This window comes from Endozoicomonas sp. SESOKO2, from assembly GCF_024606245.1.
GTDB lineage: Bacteria > Pseudomonadota > Gammaproteobacteria > Pseudomonadales > Endozoicomonadaceae > Endozoicomonas_A.
Window position 1 is genome coordinate 1 of sequence record NZ_JAHHPQ010000531.1, and the last position, 16911, is coordinate 16911.

Sequence of the window (16911 nt, forward strand, 5' to 3'; positions counted from 1 at the left end):
TCTGGTGTGTTTTGAGCTTCTGTGAACCGACAGGGCTTTGGCATTTCTGAAGAGCAAGAGGATAAACAGCGATTTATCTGACACCCACTCTTTCAAAACCTTTTGGAAGGGTAGCTCAGCTTTGCCCACCGCTTTTGCAACAATTTCTTTGATGAAGTGTGCGGTTTTAGCGAAGCGGTCCCGGACTATCAAAAGACACCACTCGCCTAAAGAAAGATCTTTGGCAGAAAAATACGCTTAATTTCTTGGTCTATTCTTGCACTCTTTACACTAGAAAGTGCAAGGATACAATGATTAAACATTCACTCTTTGCGGCGCTGCTGTTGCTGTCGTTGTTTGTCACCTGTCGGGCTCAACTGTTGACAGAACATTATGTTGTCGAGTTTCAGCAGAGTACAGGATCTCCGGACAAAGGCTTCTCCATAAAGCATGACCGGAGCAGATTGTCGGGCGAGCCTTCAGTCATTGTCGACACCGACGGCTATGGAGGATCCGATTCCCTCACTGATGACAACCCACACCGATCCGGCGTTTTCGGAGTAAGGATATCCACTATTGAATCGCTTTCGTGGCAATTGCTCTACGCCACTGGTCTGCTGGTGGGTTATGAACTGATCCTGAAAACCAGAGACGGCCACCCAAGTGCTAACCCTTGTTCGTGGTTACCTATGGAAGCATTTGCCGCTGTCGGTTTGCTTTTGAAAAGCTACTGGAACCCCGATTCACCGATGTTTAACCCGAGCGGACAACACCCGTTTGCGATCACTACCATGATGCTTAGCCCCGGACATGGCTCACAACAAGGCCAGCCACGAAAATCATCCGGCCAGCAAGGCTCAGGGACAACCACCCAACATACAGGCACTATCACTAGCCTCCAGCATTCTGACTCTGACGACGGTAACGGACACCCTGAACAACAGCAACATACTTTGGGTTTAAATTGTTTCGTAGATAACTGTCATGGTGCTTGTAAATTACGACAATCACAGGCAACACCCGAGCAAAGTTCTATGCCCAATTTGGACAGTGGAGACCAGTTCACTTTCATAAGCCATGCTCCTGATCACCATGCAAATGACCAGCACAGCAGAGCAGACCAACAAAAACACAGAACTGTTCACCTTTCCTCGTCAGGCGCTGAGAAAGCACCGTCGTATAGTGAAAAAAAATACCAAACTGGGCAGGCAACTTGTTTCGCAAAAATAGTCAGGAAGGACGATCAGATGCATTCAGGCACAGAGAAAACACAGTCGTATAATGAAAACAAATACCAAACTGGGCAGGCAACTTGTTTCGCAACAGTGGTCGGGAAGGACAGCCAGATGCAGTCATACGGGATAGCCTGCAGGGAGTATTATCGAGCCATGTCGATGCAAAAAAGAAGAAAGCCCAACCAGAAAATAACCTGTGACGAGACAGTGAGGGAGAAGTATGGCCAGCGTCGGCCATGCAAAAAGGCCTGCATGAGTGAAAGAGAACTGGAGCTTCACAAAAAAAGAGACCACAGCGGGCAAAAAATCTGTGACGAACCACTCGGGTACGGGGTCTCTGGCCCACCGTGCCATAGAGTTTTCAGTAATGCTCTCGTGCTGGAACGTCACAAAAGAGACTTCCACTGCATTGGAAGAAGATGTATGGAGATAGTTGTCTCAAAGGATGGCAAGCAGCAACCATGCTTAAGGATCTTTAGTCGTGCTGAAGACTTGAGATCTCACAAACAGAAAGCGCATCAATCACAAAGTGAAGATAAGAAGGATAAATAGCGATCAATACCCACCCTTTCATCCAAAGGCACTGCTCGTCTAAAGCGATGGCTGAAATCATTCATCTGTTGCTCGGATGACCAGAGATCACGCTGTCATTGCTCACCGACGAGTGCACAGTGTTTCAATAGATTTTTCGCAGAAGGTCTTCAACATAAAGATTCGCTTATTTTCTTGGTCTATCCTTGCACCCTTCAAATCAGAAAATGCAAGGATACAATGATTAAACACTTACTCTTTGCGTTACTGCTATCGTTATCTGCCTCCAGTCAGGCTCAGCTGTTGACAGAACATTTTATTGTCGAGCTTCAAGAGAGTGCAGATTCTCCAGACAAAAGCTTTTCTTTAAAGCATTACCTGCCCGGATTGCCGGGCAACCCTTCAGTCATTGCCAATGACAACGGTTACGCAGGCTCAGACTCCCCCACTGATGACAAACCACAAAGCCCCGGCGTTTACAGAGTAAAAACGACCATTATTGAGTCGATTTCGTGGCACTTGCTGTGCGCCTCTTCACTGCTGTTGGGTTACGAACCGATCCTGAAAAACAGAGACCACTATTTAAGCTCTGAGTTTTATTCGCAGCTATCTGTGGAAGCGTTTGCAGCCATTACTCTGATGTTGGGCTCTGGAAATAACCAACAACCACACCAGTCATCAGAATTACCGGGGCGACAAGCCCCACAAGCCACCACCCACTCTACAAGTTTTTTCACGAGCCTCCCGTATTCTGGCTTTGGCGGCGATAACGGAGGCCCTCAACAACAATCACATACTTTGGGTTTAAATTGTTTCGTTCATCCCTGTCATGGCGTTTGTCAATTCCGACCAATAGAGGCAACACCCGAACCAAGCTCATGCCCCCATTCGAACGATGAGCAATGCCTTAGCTGCATATTCCATTTTGAGCCTGAAAACGCTACACAGTCTCAGGAAAAATCGCTTTTCGCACTATTGAGTGAACTCAATGACAAACAATTATCATTCTATTACGATCAACCATTGAAGCCACAGCCGGATGACCACAGTGGGAACCTGACCAATAGCGGCAACCTTACAGGGGGGGACGCCTCAATCTCAGTGGCTGCAGTGGCCACTGACACGCTCGAGAAATTGTCTTCCACCGCTGATAATTTTGAGTTCATTTATGAGACACTCGATCCATGCGGTCTTCTCGAAGAAGCCGGGTTCTCGCTTGTATCCACAGACACTCTTCCCCTGGTGGAAACCTCAGAAACACAACAAACAACCACTGAGTCACCTCAATCAGGTCAGAGCTATTCTCATCTTTCCCAGACAGGCACATTACCGACTCTGCCGGATCACAAAAACAAAAACAAAAACAACACCGAGCAAACGACCTGTGACGTGACAGTGAACGGCGAAGATGGCCAGTCACGGCCATGTGGGAAGTTCTGTAAGAATGCTCGATCCCTGGCATCCCACAAAAACAAAGTCCACAGCGAGCAACGAACCTGCAAGGTAACCGTGATCGGTGACGATGGCCAGCCAAGGCCATGCGAGTCGGTTTGTAAGAATGCTGGAGCCCTGTCGGTCCACAAAAGCGCATATCACACTGGGCAAAGAACCTGTGACAGAACACTGACCGGAGCCGATGGACTGCAGCGACTATGCGGCAAAGTCTGCATTAATGCTAAAGCCCTGTCGGGTCACAAAAGAAAAGATCACACCGGAGAGCAAACCTGTGACAGAATACTGATCGGAGAGGATGGCCTGCAGAGACCATGCGGCATGGTCTGCATTAATGCTAAAATCCTGGCAAATCACAGAAGAATATACCACACCGGAAAACAAACCTGTGACCTGAAAGTAGTTGGGAAGGATGGCCAGCAGCAATCATGCGGGAAGGTGTTCAACAGTATACATGCCCTGATGAAGCACAAAATAAGACATCGAAAACGCAAGCCTGATGATTTGAATAAAGACGATAACTTCAGCCCTAAAAAAGGTAAAGTAAATAAGTAACGATCTGATCAGACACTCGCTTTTTAATGAAGGTTTGCGATTTTGCCGGATCGATAAGTGACCATCAAAAGACAATGTTTTTCTAAAGTATGCAGCAGCGTTTCATTGGTTTTTTTATAATAAAACACACTTATTATCTTGATCTATTCTTCCTCTCTACCCACCAGAATGCAAGAACACTATTATTAAACAACCACCCTTTGCGACACTGCTGTTAGTGCTAACGTTGTTGTCTGCCACCTGCGAAGCTCATCAGTTGAGAAGACATTATATTGTTGAGCCTGGACTGAAGAGAGGCCTGACAAACCGCAGCTTTTCTATAGAGACTGACCAGCATGCACCGCCGGACAAACCGCCAGATATTATCAATACAAACGGCTATGAAGGATCAGATTCACTGCCTGATGACAAACCACAGAGACCCAGCTGTTATGGGATAAAATCGACCCTGATTGAATCGATTGCGTGGCAATGGCTTTATGCCTCTCGTCTGCTGGTTGATTACAAACTGATCCTGACCACCAGCGACGCCACTCTATGCTACAGCCCCTGTTCATGGGTACCTGTAAAAGTTGTTGTCGTTTTACGTTGGCTTTTAAAGAGCTATTGGAATCCCGATTCACTGTTGTTTGACCCGATGAAACGGCAGATGGTGAGTCAGGATCACCCGTTTGCGATCACCGCTATGATGCACAGCCCCGGACATGTCCAAAAACAAGGCCAGCCATCTGAATCATCGGGGCAGCAAGTCCCACAAGCGCCGCCCCAACCTACAAGCTCTTTCACTAGCTCCCTGTATTGTGGCTCTGTCGGCGGTAATAGAGGCTCTCAACAACACCAGCATACTTTGGGTTTGGATTGTTTCGTCCATCCCTGTAATGGCGTTTGCAGTTTACGACTATCATCTGGTAGCAGAGAGTTTGCTGAATGGCCTCTGAATTCCTTAGAAAGCTCATGCCCCCACTTGGCATATGGCCACTGCATTAGCTGCATAGATAACTTTGATTTTGTAAACACTTCGCTCTCCAAAACAATGGATGGCCCGCCTGTCAATCAGCGCCAATGGTCTGGCCAACTATTCTTGGACGGGGTCGCGGTCGCCCTAGACGGGGTCGCCTTATCCGGGGTCACCTCATACTCAGTGACTGCAGGGGCAGCCTCTACAGCTGAAGCTACCTGGCAAAAAACCTGTGACATGACAGTGGTCGGGGAGGATGGTCACCAGCGACCATGCGGTAAGATCTTCAGGAATACTCGTTTATTCACGGTTCACAAAAACCGATACCACTGCGAGCCAAAAATCTGTGGCGAGGTAATGATCGGTGATAATGGCCAGCCTCAGCCATGCCGAAAGGTCTGCAAAAATGCCAAAGCTCTGTCGGATCACAAAAGCAGGGCACACTGCGGGCCAAAAACCTGTGATGTAATCGTATTCGGAGAGGATGGCCAACAGCGACCATGTGGGACAATCTGCAGGAATCCCGGAGCCTTGTCGGGTCACAAAAGCTCATACCACACTGGGAAAAAAAGCTGTGATTTAACAGTGATCGGGGGGGATGGCCAACCGAGGCCATGCGGCAAGGTCTTCAAGAATGCCGGATCCCTGTCGAGTCACAAAAGCATATACCACACTGGGCAAAAAACCTGTGACGCAGCAGTGATTGGAGAGGATGGTCAGTCGAGGCCATGCGGTTCAATCTGCAAGGATGCCGGGGCCCTGTCGGTTCACAAAAGGGCATTCCACAGCGGGCAAAAAAACTGTGATCTCAGAGTGATCGGGGAGGATGGCCAGCAGCAACCATGCGGAAAACTCTGCAAGAATGCTAAAGACCTTTCTCAGCACAAAAGAAGACACCGAAAGCGTAAGCCTGTTGATAAAAATCGAGACGATGATTTGAGTCCTCAAAAAAGTAAAGTGAATAAGTAACGATCTGATCAGACACCCGTTATTTCAGGAGGGGTTAGCAATTTTTTGCGGAGCGATAAGGGGTAATCAAAAGACAATGTTAACCTAAAGAGATGCTACGGCTATTCAGTGGGTTTTACACGAAAAATAGACTTATTATCCTGATCTATCCCTCCTCTCTAGTCACCAGAATGCAAGGATAGAATTATTAAACATTCACCCTTTGTGACACCTCTGCTGCTCCTGTTGTCCGTCATCTGCCAGGCCGAAGTGTTGACAGAACGTTATATTGTCATGCCTGAACAGAAAACAACTTCTCCAAACCAGAGTTTTTCTATAAAGTATGGCCGCTATACACTGTCAGACAGAGCATCAGATATTACCGACACAAACGGCTATTCAGAATCAGGTTCGCCAACTGATGACAAACGACAGAGAGCTTGCGATTACAGGACAAAAACGCCCCCTATTGAATCAATTTCGTGGCAGTGGCTTTGCGCCACTGACCTGCTGTTTGCTTACGAACTGATTCTGCCCCCCAGAGATGGCCCACTATGCGCCACTCCTTATTCATGGGTACCTCTCCAGGCGGTTGTCACTGTCAGTTGGCTTCTGAAAAACTATTGGAACTCCGATTCACCACTGTTTAACCCCACTGAACAACTTAGCCTGACTGATCGACAAGAGATGAGTCAGAATCAACCATTTGCGGGCATTATTCTAATGCCTGGCTCTGGACAAGCCCGAGCATCAGGCCAACCATCAGAATCATCCGATCGGGAAGCTCCAAAAGCCAACAGTCACCTTACCGTCTCTTTCACCAGTCCCCCGGATTTTGGCTCTGGCGGCGATAATAGCGGCCCTCTACCACACCAACATACTTTGGATATTAATTGTTTCGTGCATCCCTGTCATGGCGTTTGTAGTTTCCGACTATCATTCGATAGCAATGAACCCGCTGAATGGCCACTGAATTACGGGCAGAGTTCATGCCCGCATTTGGCCAGTGGATACTGTTTTAGTTGCATGGGTCATTATGCTCCTTTACTCAATGCACGCTCCCAACCATACCCATCGCTGGATCTCCCTGATATTCAATTTCAATGCAATTCCAGAGAAGTATCTGAGCCACAACCATACGGCATTAACGTGAACAGAGACAATAGCTGCCACTCTGTAGACAGGGTTCCCTCAGAATCAATGAGAACAGGAGACCCCTTTACAACTGATGCTAACGGGCAAAAAACCTGTAAAGTGATAGTGATTTGGGAGGATGGACAGCCGCGACCATGCGGAAAGATCTGCAGGAGTGCTCAAATCCTTTCGGTTCACAAAAGCAGATACCATACCGGACAAAAAACCTGTGAAGTGTCAGTGATCGGCGAGGATGGCAAGCCGCGACCATGCGGAAAGATCTGCAGGAATGGTCAAGTCTTGACGGATCACAAAAGAAATGAACACAGCGGGCAACAAACCTGTGGCGTAACCGTGATCGGGAAGGATGGCCAACAGCGACCATGCAGGACAACCTGCAAAAATGCTAAAGCTTTATCAAATCACAAAACCAGAATCCACAGCAGGCAAAAAGCCTGTGACGTGAACGTGGTCGGAGAGGATGGTCAGCAGCAACCATGCGGGAAACTATGCCAAAATAATGGAGACCTGATTAATCACAAAAGGAATGTCCACAGCGGGCAACGAACCTGTGACGTAGCCGTGGTCGGGGAATACGGCCAGCTGCGGCCATGCGGAACGGTCTGTAAAAGTGCTAAGTCCCTGTCGAACCACAAAAGAAACGTCCACAGCGGGCAACGGACCTGCCAAGTAACCGTGGTCGGGGAGGATGGTCGGCAGCGATCATGCGGAAAGGTCTGCAAGGGTGTTCAAGCCCTCTACAATCACAAAACAAGAGACCACAGTAAGCAAAAAACCTGTAACATAACCTTAGCTGGGGAAAAGGCTCAGCAGCGACCATACGGGAAGATCTGTAAGAATGCCAGGGCCCTGACAGATCACAAAAGCAGCGACCACCGCGGGCAACAAACCTGTGACGTGACCTTGGTCGGGAAAGATGGTCAGCCGCGGCCATGCAGAAAGCAGTGCATTGATGCACAAGTCCTATGGGATCGCAAAAGAGCACATCGAAAACGCAAGTCCAGTGATTTGGACCGGAACGATAACTCCAGTCCTCAAGAAGGAAGAGTGAATAAGAAACGACTGATCTGACACCGGCCCTTTCATGAGATCTCCCTCCCAAAAGACAACGATCGTTTAAATAGTGCAGCAACACTTCATTGGTTTTTGAAAGAAAACGCCCTTATTTTCTTGGTCTATCCTTACTCCCTGTCAACCAGAAGGCAAGGATAGAATTATTAAACTTTCCCTCTTTTCGACTTCGATGTTGTTGCTACTGTTGTCACTACTTGCGTCATCTGTTGTCTGTCAGGCCGAACTATTTACAGAACGCTTTCTTGACGAGTTCGAACAGAAAACGGGGTCTCCAAACCAAAGCTTTTCTATAAAGCGAGACCGGCATACACTGTCAGACAGTCCATCATATATTGCCGACACAAACGGTTATGCAGGATTAGATTCGCCACCAGACAACAAACGAAAAAGATCTTGTGGTTGCAACACAAAAACACCCCTTATTGAATCGGTTTCGTGGCAATGGCTTCAAGTCACTCACCTGCTGATTGGTTACCAACTGATCCTGACTACCAGAGACGCCCCTCTGGGCACAACCCCATATCCATGGCTTCCCATAGGAGTGGTTGTCGCTATCGGTTGGCTTTTGAAAAGCGATTGGAAACCCGATTCACCGCTATTTGACTCGATTGAACGACTCAACCTGATTCAACAACAGGGGGCGAGCCAGAATCACCCGTTGGAGGTCATCGCTACTATGCCAGCCCCTGAACAAGGCCAACCACAATACCAGTTACCAGAATCATCGGGGCAGCAGGCCCCGGAAGCCACCTACCGCCCTATAGGCTATTTCACTCGTCTCTTGTATTCTGACCCTGATGACGGCAACGAAGGCCCTCAACCAAACCTGCATACTTTGGGTTTAGATTGTTTTGTCCATCCCTGTCATGGTGTTTGTAGTTTCCGACCACCATCCGGTAGCGGAGAGTCTGCTGAACTGCACTGTGAGCGGTCTGATGCTTCGATAAAAACTCCAGAGTCGATGCCAGAAATAGAAACCGCTCAGTCAGGAACTCCCGGACAAAGCTCATGCCCCCATTTAGCCGATGAACATTGCTTTAATTGCGTAAGCCATTTTGATCCTGCAAAAGCTTCACAGTCCCGGGAAAAATCACTGTTTGCATTATTGAGTGAACTCACTGACGAACAATTCCCGTACCATTACGACCAACTATTTGAGTCAGAGCCGGATGACAGTACTGGAAATCCGGCCAATAGCTGCAATTATATAGACGAGTTCGCCGCAGGCGGGGTCGCCAGTACGCCGGAGAATACGTTTTCCACCGCCAATGGTTTTGAGTTCATTCATGGGCCACTCGATTCATGTAGTCTTCTCGAAGAAGCGGGTTTTTCCCCTACGCCAATAAACACACTCACCTCAGTGAAAACTTCAGAAACACAATCAATAACCACTGAGTCACATCAATCAGATCAGTGCCAACCTTCTCTTTTCCAGACAAGTGCATCAGAAACTCTGTCGGAGCACAAAAACAACACCAGAGAAAGCGTCTGTGATGTAACCGTAGTCGGGAGGGAAGGCCGGCAGCCATGCGGGGTGCGCTGCAGGAACCCTCAATCACTTTCATCTCACAAGAGTAGATATCACACCGGGCAAAAAATCTGTGACTTAACCGTGATCGGGAAGTATGGCAAGCAGCAGCGATGCGGGCTGCTTTGCGAGAATGCCAGAATTCTGACGGATCACAAAAGAAAAGAGCACAGCGGGAAACAAACCTGTGACCGGGTCGTGATCGCGAAGAATGGCCAGACGCGGTCATGCGGGAAAATCTTCAAGAATGCTCAATCTCTATCCTCTCACAAAACCAAATACCACCCAGGGCAACGAACCTGTAAAACGATCGTGTTCTGGAAGAATGGCCAGCCGCGTCGATGCGGGATGGTCTGTTGGGGTGCCAAAACCTCGTCGGAGCACAAAAAAACACATCGGGAACGCAAGCCTGATCATACAGATCAGGACGATGACCTTTAACCTTGAGAATGTAAAGTGAATATGTCCGGGCCCAACCAGGGATTTATCAGCGCTTCGATGGGTTTCCAGAAAAAAACGCTCTTATTTTCTTGGTCTATCCTTCCTCTCTGTCAACAAGAATACAGGGATAAAATCATTAAACGCCTTCTCTTTGCGACACTACTGTTGTTGCTAGTGTTATTGCTATTGTTGTCTCTGCAGTTGTTGTCTGTCGCCTGTATGGCCGAATCGTTGACAGAACCTTTTATTATCGAGCTTGAACAAACAAACCAGAGCTTTTCTATAAAACGTGACCTGCGTGTACTACCAGATAACCCGTCAGACATTACCCACACAGAAGACTACGCAGAATTAGATTCAACGCCCGATGACAAACGCCATAGTACGGGTGGAAACAAGGCAAGAACGACTATTATTGTGTCGATTTCGTGGCAATGGCTTTACGTCACTCAGCTGCTGGCTGGTTACGAACTGATCCTGAAAACCAAAGATGTCCCTCTATTCCCGGCTCCCTACTCATGGGTACCTGTAGAAGCGGTTGTTGCTGTCGGCTGGTTTTTAAGAAGTTACCGGAACTCCGATTCACCGCTGTTTAACCTGATTGAACATCAAGAGGCAACATCTATGCTGAAACAGAGGGATTTCCCATTAACAACTATCACAATGATGACGGGTTCAGGAGATAACCAACAACACGAGCCATCAGAATCATCCGGCCAGAGAACCACGCAAACCACCACTTGCCACAGGCGCTCTTTCACCAACCTCTTTTATTCTGGCTTCGGCGGCTATTCTGGCTCCGGCGGCGGCAGCCCTCTACAGCACTCACATACTTTAGGTTTAAATTGTTTTGTCCATCCCTGTCATGGCGCTTGTCAATTTGGACCACCATACGACGGATCAGGGTCGGCTGAATGGTCTCCGGATAGCATAGAACACTCGTACACTCATTTCACGAATGGACCAAGCTATGATTGCATAGGCCATGCTGGCCCTTTAAAAGCTGAACAGCCCGAAGAATATTGGATTTCCAAAATATTGGATGATTTTTTTGAAAGTGCTCCCCCATACCATTACGACCAACTGTCTGGACCACATCCTCATGATATTAATCGTGACCCGTCCAATAACTTAAACTGTACAGGCTCGATAAGTGCAGGGGCCGCGCATACAATTGCCCCTTCCGGGCCACTCAATCATTGCCCGCCAGCGTTCCGGAACTTGCCTTTCAACAACACTGATGATTTTGGGTTCATTAATGAGCCAGCCGATCCATGCAGGTATCTCGAAGAAATCGAGCTCTCCTTAATGCCTCTCCCCCCCTTTTCCTTAATGGGAACCTCAGAAACACAACAAACAACTTCCGAATCACCTCAATTGGGCCAGCGACAACTTCACCCTTCACAAGCGGGCACAGCAAAGCCCCTCCCGGATCACAGAATCAGGGATCACTCCGGGTACCTTACCTGCTACGAAACCGTGGTCGGTGATGACGGCCAGTCGCGGCCATGTGGAAAAGTCTGCAAGAATCACAAAATACTGTCAGCTCACAAATACAACTATCACTCCGGGCAAAGAACCTGTGAAACAACAGTGGTTGGGGAAGGTGGCCATCAGCGGCCATGCGGGAAGGTCTGCCAGAATAGTCAGGCACTTTCGTCTCACAAAGTCAGAGCACACACCGGAGAACGATCCTGTGAGGTGATAGTGACCGGGGAGGATGGTCAGCCTCGGCCATGCGGGAAGATTTACAAGAATGCTGCAGCCCTGTCGAGTCACAAAAGCGGAAAACACACCAGGCAAAAAACCTGTTTCGCGACCATGATCGGGTGGGATGGTCAACCGCGGCCATGCGGAAGAATCTGCAAGAATGCTCAAACTCTGGCGAGTCACAAAAACCTATATCATAGTGGACAAAAAACCTGCGACATGACCCTGATCGCGGAGGATGGCCGGCCGCAGCCATGTGGGAAAGTCTTCATGAATGGCCAATCTCTGTCGGACCACAAGAGAGTGCATCACAGCGAGCAAAAAACCTGTGACTCAGCCGTGGTCGGAGAGGATGGCCAGCTGCGACCATGCGGAAAACTCTTCAAGAGCTCTAAAAACCTTTCGGCACACAAAAGAAGTCATCGAAAGCGCAAGCCCGTGGATGAGACCCCGGGTAATCCAACCTCAGAAAGGCCAAGTGAATAAGTAGCGATTCATCTGACGCCCACCCTTTTATGAAGGTTAGGCGGTTTTTCCAGAACGACTCAGGACTACCAAAAGACATTGCTCGTTTAAATGGACTTGGCAAAACTTCAGTCATTAACTGACGGTGGTTAATGCCAGAAAAAAAAGCAGATGGGCACAGCCTTTGGTATTTTTTTGCCCTGTGCAAAGCTTTGGTTTTTAACAGAAGGTTTCTGACAGAAAAACTCTCTTATTGTTTGGTCTATCCTTCCTCTCTACCAACTAGAATGCATGTGTAGAATTATTAAACGCTCACTCTTGTCTGCAATGCTGGTACTGACACTGCCTGTCGCCTGTCAAGCTCAACCTTTGACAGAATGCTGTATTGTCGAATTTGGACGAAATGCAGTTTTTCCAAACCAGAGCTTTCGTATAAAGCTTGACCATCTCAGACGTTCGGATAATCCGTCGAACATTGCCGAAACAAACAGTTATGCAAGTTCAGATTTTCTAGCTGATAACAAACAAAAGATACATGGCTGTTACAGTGTCCCTCCCGCCCTTATTGAGTCGATTTCGTGGCAATTGCTTTATGCCTCCACCCTGCTGGTTGATTACGAACTGATCCTGAACACCAAACATACCCCCGTAAGCTCCACTCCTTATCCCTGGTTGCCTGTAGAAGTGTTTGTCGCTGTCAGTTGGCTTTTAAAAAACTATTGGAACTCTGATTCACCGCTTTTTACCCTCACTGAACAACAAGAGGTGGGACAGGATCACCCGTCTGCGGCCATCACTACAATGCTTGGCTCAGGCCATAAACAACCACACCAGCCATCTGAATCATCCAGCCAAAAAGCCCCGGGAACATCCACCCACTGTATAGGCTCATTCACTGGCTCCCTGAGTACTAACTATGGCGACGATAACAGCGGTCCTCAACGACACCTGCATACTTTGGGTTTAAATTGTTTTGTCTATCCCTGTCGTGGCGTTTGTAAACTCAGAAAATCATCCGATAACACAGCACCCTCTGAATGGTCGCTGAACTTCGTAGAAAGTTCGACAGGCCACACAGGAGCACTACATGATCAAAGCTCATGCCCCCATTTAGCCAATGGACAGTGCTTTAGTTGCATAGTTCATGCTGATACCGTTAACGCTACGCTCATGATGAGTGCCGGAACAACCTATACAACCAATCTTGCCGAGCCACTCAATGATGATGCTTTAATGCTCTGGAATTTGCCTTTCAACGCTGATGACTTGATGACCACTGGCAGGCCACTCGATCTGGGTGGTAGTCTCAAAGAAGTCGGGATTCCCGTTACCCATTCAAAAACGCAGCAAAACGCCACGGAGTCATCCCGATTGGCTCAGAGCGAACCTTATCTTTCCCGGACAGTCACAACACAAGCGCAGCCGAATAACAAAAACATATACGACAAAAAACATATAATATGCAACATAACATTGGTCGGGAAAGATGGTCAGCAGCAACCATGCGGGAGGGCCTTCAGCAATGCTCAATCCCTGTCATGTCACAAAAGCAAATACCACACCGGGAAAAAAACCTGTAACGTGACCGTGGTTGGGAAGGATGACCAGCAGCGACCATGCGGAATTGTCTTTAGGAATGCTTGCGCTCTGGGGAATCACAAAAGAAGCTTCCATCGCAGGCAACAAAAATGTAACAGGACAGTAATCGGGGAGGATGGCCAGCAGAGGCCATGCGGGACTGTCTGCAAGAACCTTAAAGGCTTGACGGACCACAAAAGAAGATACCACAGCGGGCAACAAACCTGTAACGTGACTGTGATCGGGAAGGATGGCCAGCAACAGTCATGCGGTAGGGTCTACAAGAATATTGAGGTTCTTTCGGTTCACAAAAGCTCATGCCACAGCGGGCAAAGAACCTGTGACGTAACAGTGACCGGAGAGGATGGCCAGGGGCGACCATGTGGAATGGTCTGCAAGAATGTTAACGCCCTATGGGAACACAAAAGAAAAGAGCACACCGGGCAACAAACCTGTGACATAACCTTAGTCTGGGAGAATGGCCAGCCACGGCCATGCGGAACGATCTGGAAGTGTGCCAGAGCTCTGACGGATCATAAAAGAAGAGCTCACAGCGGACAAAGAACCTGTGCCATAACCGTGGTCGGCAAGGATAACCAGCCGCGGCCATGTGGGAAGATCTGCAAAAGCGCCAGAACCCTGACGGATCACAAAAGAAAAGCCCACACCTGGCAACAAGCCTGTGACGTGACTTTAGTCGGGAAGGATGGCCTTCAGCAGCAATGTGGCAAGTTCTGCAAGGATGCTCAAGCCCTCTCGAATCACAAAAGCAAAGTCCACAGCGGACAACAAACCTGTGCCATAACATTGGTCGGAAAGGATGGCCAGCAGCGGCCGTGCCAGAAGGTCTGCAAGAATATTCAAGCTCTGGAAGATCACAAAAGAAGACATCGAAAGCGCAAGCTCGTTGACAGGGAGCAGTACGATGACAAAGAACCTCAATAAAGTAAATAAGAACGATCTGATCTGCCCTCCCCTTCATTAAGGCTTAACGGCTTTACCTGAGTGGCCCGGGGATTTCAAAAAACACACTTATTTTCTTGATCTATCCTTCCTCTCTGTATATCAGGACGCAAGGATAGAATGATTAAACACTCACTCTTTGCGGTAACATTGTTGCTGCCATTGTTGTTTTTTGTCGTCTGTCGGGCCGAACCGTGGACAGGACGTTTTACTGTCGAATTTGAAGGGAAAACAGGCTATCCAAACCAAAGCTTATCTACAAAGCCTGATCAGCAAAGATTGCCAGACAACCCATCAGACATTGCCGATACAAACGACTATGCAGAATCAGATTCGCTGCCTGATGACAAACCATCAGGAACTGGCGGTTACCGGGCAAAAACGACCATTCTTAAGTCGTTTTCGTGGCAATGGCTCCACGCCACCCCCCTCCTGCTGGGTTACGAACCAATCCTGACTACCGGAGACGTCTCTCTGCGCGCCACCTCATATTCATGGTTCCCTCTGGAAATGTTTGTTGCTCTCGGTCGGTTTTCAGAAAGCTACTGGAATCCTGATTCAACGTCGTTTAGCCCAATCGAACAAAAAGAACCGAATCAGGATCACCCGTTTGCCACCCTCATCGTAACGTTTAGTTCTGGACAAGACCAACAATCAGGCCAGCCATCAGAATCATCGGGGCAGCAACTCCCGGGTGCCATCAGCCACCACACAGGCAATTTCATCAGCCTCTTGCATTTTGACTCTGACGACGGTAGCGAGAGCCCTCAACAACTCCTTCATACTTTGGGTTTAAATTGTTTCGTCCATCCCTGTCATGGCTTTTGTCAATTACGGCTAATATCCGATAACAGAGGGCCCGCTGAATGGCCGCAGAATTACACAGAAAGCCTGTGGCCCCATTTGTCTGATGGAGAATACTTCAATAGCGAAGGTCATTTTTATCCTGTAAACACGATACAACCAATGAGTGCGGGAGCCCACTATTCAGCGCCCCCTGCCGAGCCTCTCAACCTGCATCATTTTTCCAAAGAAGGCGGGCTTTTCTTTTCGCTTCCCCATTCAGAAATACAACAACAAACCTATAAACCATCCCAATCGGGTCAGAGTCAAGCTCATCTTTTCCGGGAAGGTTCAATAGCAGCCCTGTCCGATCACAAAAGCGAATACCACACTAAACAACACATTTGTGACATGACAGTAGTAGGGGAAGATGGCCGGCAGCGACCATGCGCTGAGGTCTGCAAGAATGCTGATGCCCTGAGGGGTCACAAAAGAAAAAAACACAGCGGGCAACAAACCTGCGACGTGGCAGAAATTGGGGAGGATGGTCAGCCACGGCCATGCGGGAAAGTTTACAAGAATGCCGGAGTACTTTCAGCTCACAAGAGCATATACCACAGCGGGCCGAAAACCTGTCAAGTAAAAGTGATTGGGGAGGATGGCCGGCAGCGGCCATGCGGGATGATCTGCATCAATGCTAAAACCTTGTTGGAACACAAGAGAAGAAACCACATGGTGCAACAAACCTGTGACCTGACCGTAATCGATGAGGATGGCCAGCTGCGGCGATGCGGTATGGTCTGGAAGAATGGTCAATCCCTGCGATATCACATAAGAAAAGACCACACCGGGCAACAAACCTGTGACACGACAATGATCGGGGAGGATGGCCAGCAGCAGCTATGCGGTATGGTTTGCAAGAATGCTCAAGCTCTGATCTATCACAAAAGAAAACTCCACACTGGGCAACGGACCTGTGACGTGGTGACCGTGCCCGGAGAGGATGGCCAACGGCAGACATGTGGGATGATTTGCAGCAGCGCCAAAGCCCTTTCGGATCACAAAAGAAAAAATCACAGCGGACAACGAACCTGTAACGTGACTGTGGTCGGGGAGAATGGTCTGCATCAATCGTGCGGGAAGGTCTGCAAGAATGTCAATGCCCTGACAGGCCACATAAGAAAAGTCCACAGGGGGCAACAAAGCTGCTTCGCAATAATGGTCGGGGAAGATGGTCAGCAGCGCTCATGCGGGAGGGTCTTCAAAAATCCTCAGGCCCTCTCAGATCACAAAAGAAGATACCACACCGGACAACAAAACTGTGACGCGAGGGTGGTCGGAGAGGATGGCCAGCAGCGACCATGCGGCAAGGTGTGCAAGAATGCCAAGGCCCTGACGGAACATAAAATAAGACATCGAAAGCGCAAGCCCGTTGAATCGCAGCAGGAGGATGGCCTTGGTCCTCAAAAAAGTAAAGCGTACAAGTAAGGATCTGATCTCTTTGACATCCTCCCCCACTGATTCAAGAAATCAGTGGGGGATTCCCATGGGGGCGC

At 48.6% G+C, this 16911-nt stretch carries 9 protein-coding genes; 8 read left to right on the forward strand and 1 reads right to left on the reverse strand.

Going from position 1 to position 16911, the window contains the following annotated elements; translation table 11 throughout:
• A partial coding sequence (locus tag KDK17_RS13000) for a hypothetical protein (protein WP_257288223.1) occupies positions 1-192 on the reverse strand: 192 nt, incomplete at its 3' end.
• A 98-nt stretch (positions 193-290) separates the two neighbouring features.
• Between KDK17_RS13000 and KDK17_RS13005 the strand changes: the two genes are divergently transcribed.
• The 8 genes from KDK17_RS13005 to KDK17_RS13040 all read left to right on the forward strand — a co-directional run bounded on the left by KDK17_RS13005 (position 291) and on the right by KDK17_RS13040 (position 16843).
• Complete coding sequence (locus KDK17_RS13005; protein WP_257288224.1) at positions 291-1766, forward strand: hypothetical protein; 1476 nt, start codon at positions 291-293, stop codon at positions 1764-1766.
• 219 nt (positions 1767-1985) lie between these two features.
• Positions 1986-3752 (forward strand): C2H2-type zinc finger protein, encoded by a 1767-nt coding sequence (locus KDK17_RS13010; protein WP_257255389.1) that lies wholly within the window; start codon positions 1986-1988, stop codon positions 3750-3752.
• Between the two features lie 256 nt (positions 3753-4008).
• A complete protein-coding gene (locus KDK17_RS13015; protein WP_257288225.1) occupies positions 4009-5679 on the forward strand; it encodes a hypothetical protein in 1671 nt (556 codons plus the stop codon).
• Positions 5680-5931: 252 nt separating this feature from the next.
• Positions 5932-7884, forward strand: coding sequence for a hypothetical protein (locus KDK17_RS13020; protein WP_257288226.1), 1953 nt, complete (start codon positions 5932-5934; stop codon positions 7882-7884).
• Between the two features lie 172 nt (positions 7885-8056).
• Positions 8057-9856 carry a hypothetical protein gene (locus tag KDK17_RS13025; RefSeq protein ID WP_257281702.1) on the forward strand — a complete coding sequence of 600 codons (1800 nt, stop codon included), beginning with the start codon at positions 8057-8059 and terminating at the stop codon, positions 9854-9856.
• 15 nt (positions 9857-9871) lie between these two features.
• The gene (locus KDK17_RS13030; RefSeq protein WP_257288227.1) at positions 9872-12052 is read left to right on the forward strand and encodes a hypothetical protein; all 2181 of its coding nucleotides are present in this window, start codon (positions 9872-9874) and stop codon (positions 12050-12052) included.
• A gap of 270 nt (positions 12053-12322) precedes the next feature.
• Positions 12323-14554 (forward strand): hypothetical protein, encoded by a 2232-nt coding sequence (locus tag KDK17_RS13035; RefSeq protein WP_257288228.1) that lies wholly within the window; start codon positions 12323-12325, stop codon positions 14552-14554.
• A gap of 138 nt (positions 14555-14692) precedes the next feature.
• A complete protein-coding gene (locus tag KDK17_RS13040; RefSeq protein WP_257255383.1) occupies positions 14693-16843 on the forward strand; it encodes a hypothetical protein in 2151 nt (716 codons plus the stop codon).
• The last annotated feature ends 68 nt before the right edge of the window (positions 16844-16911 follow it).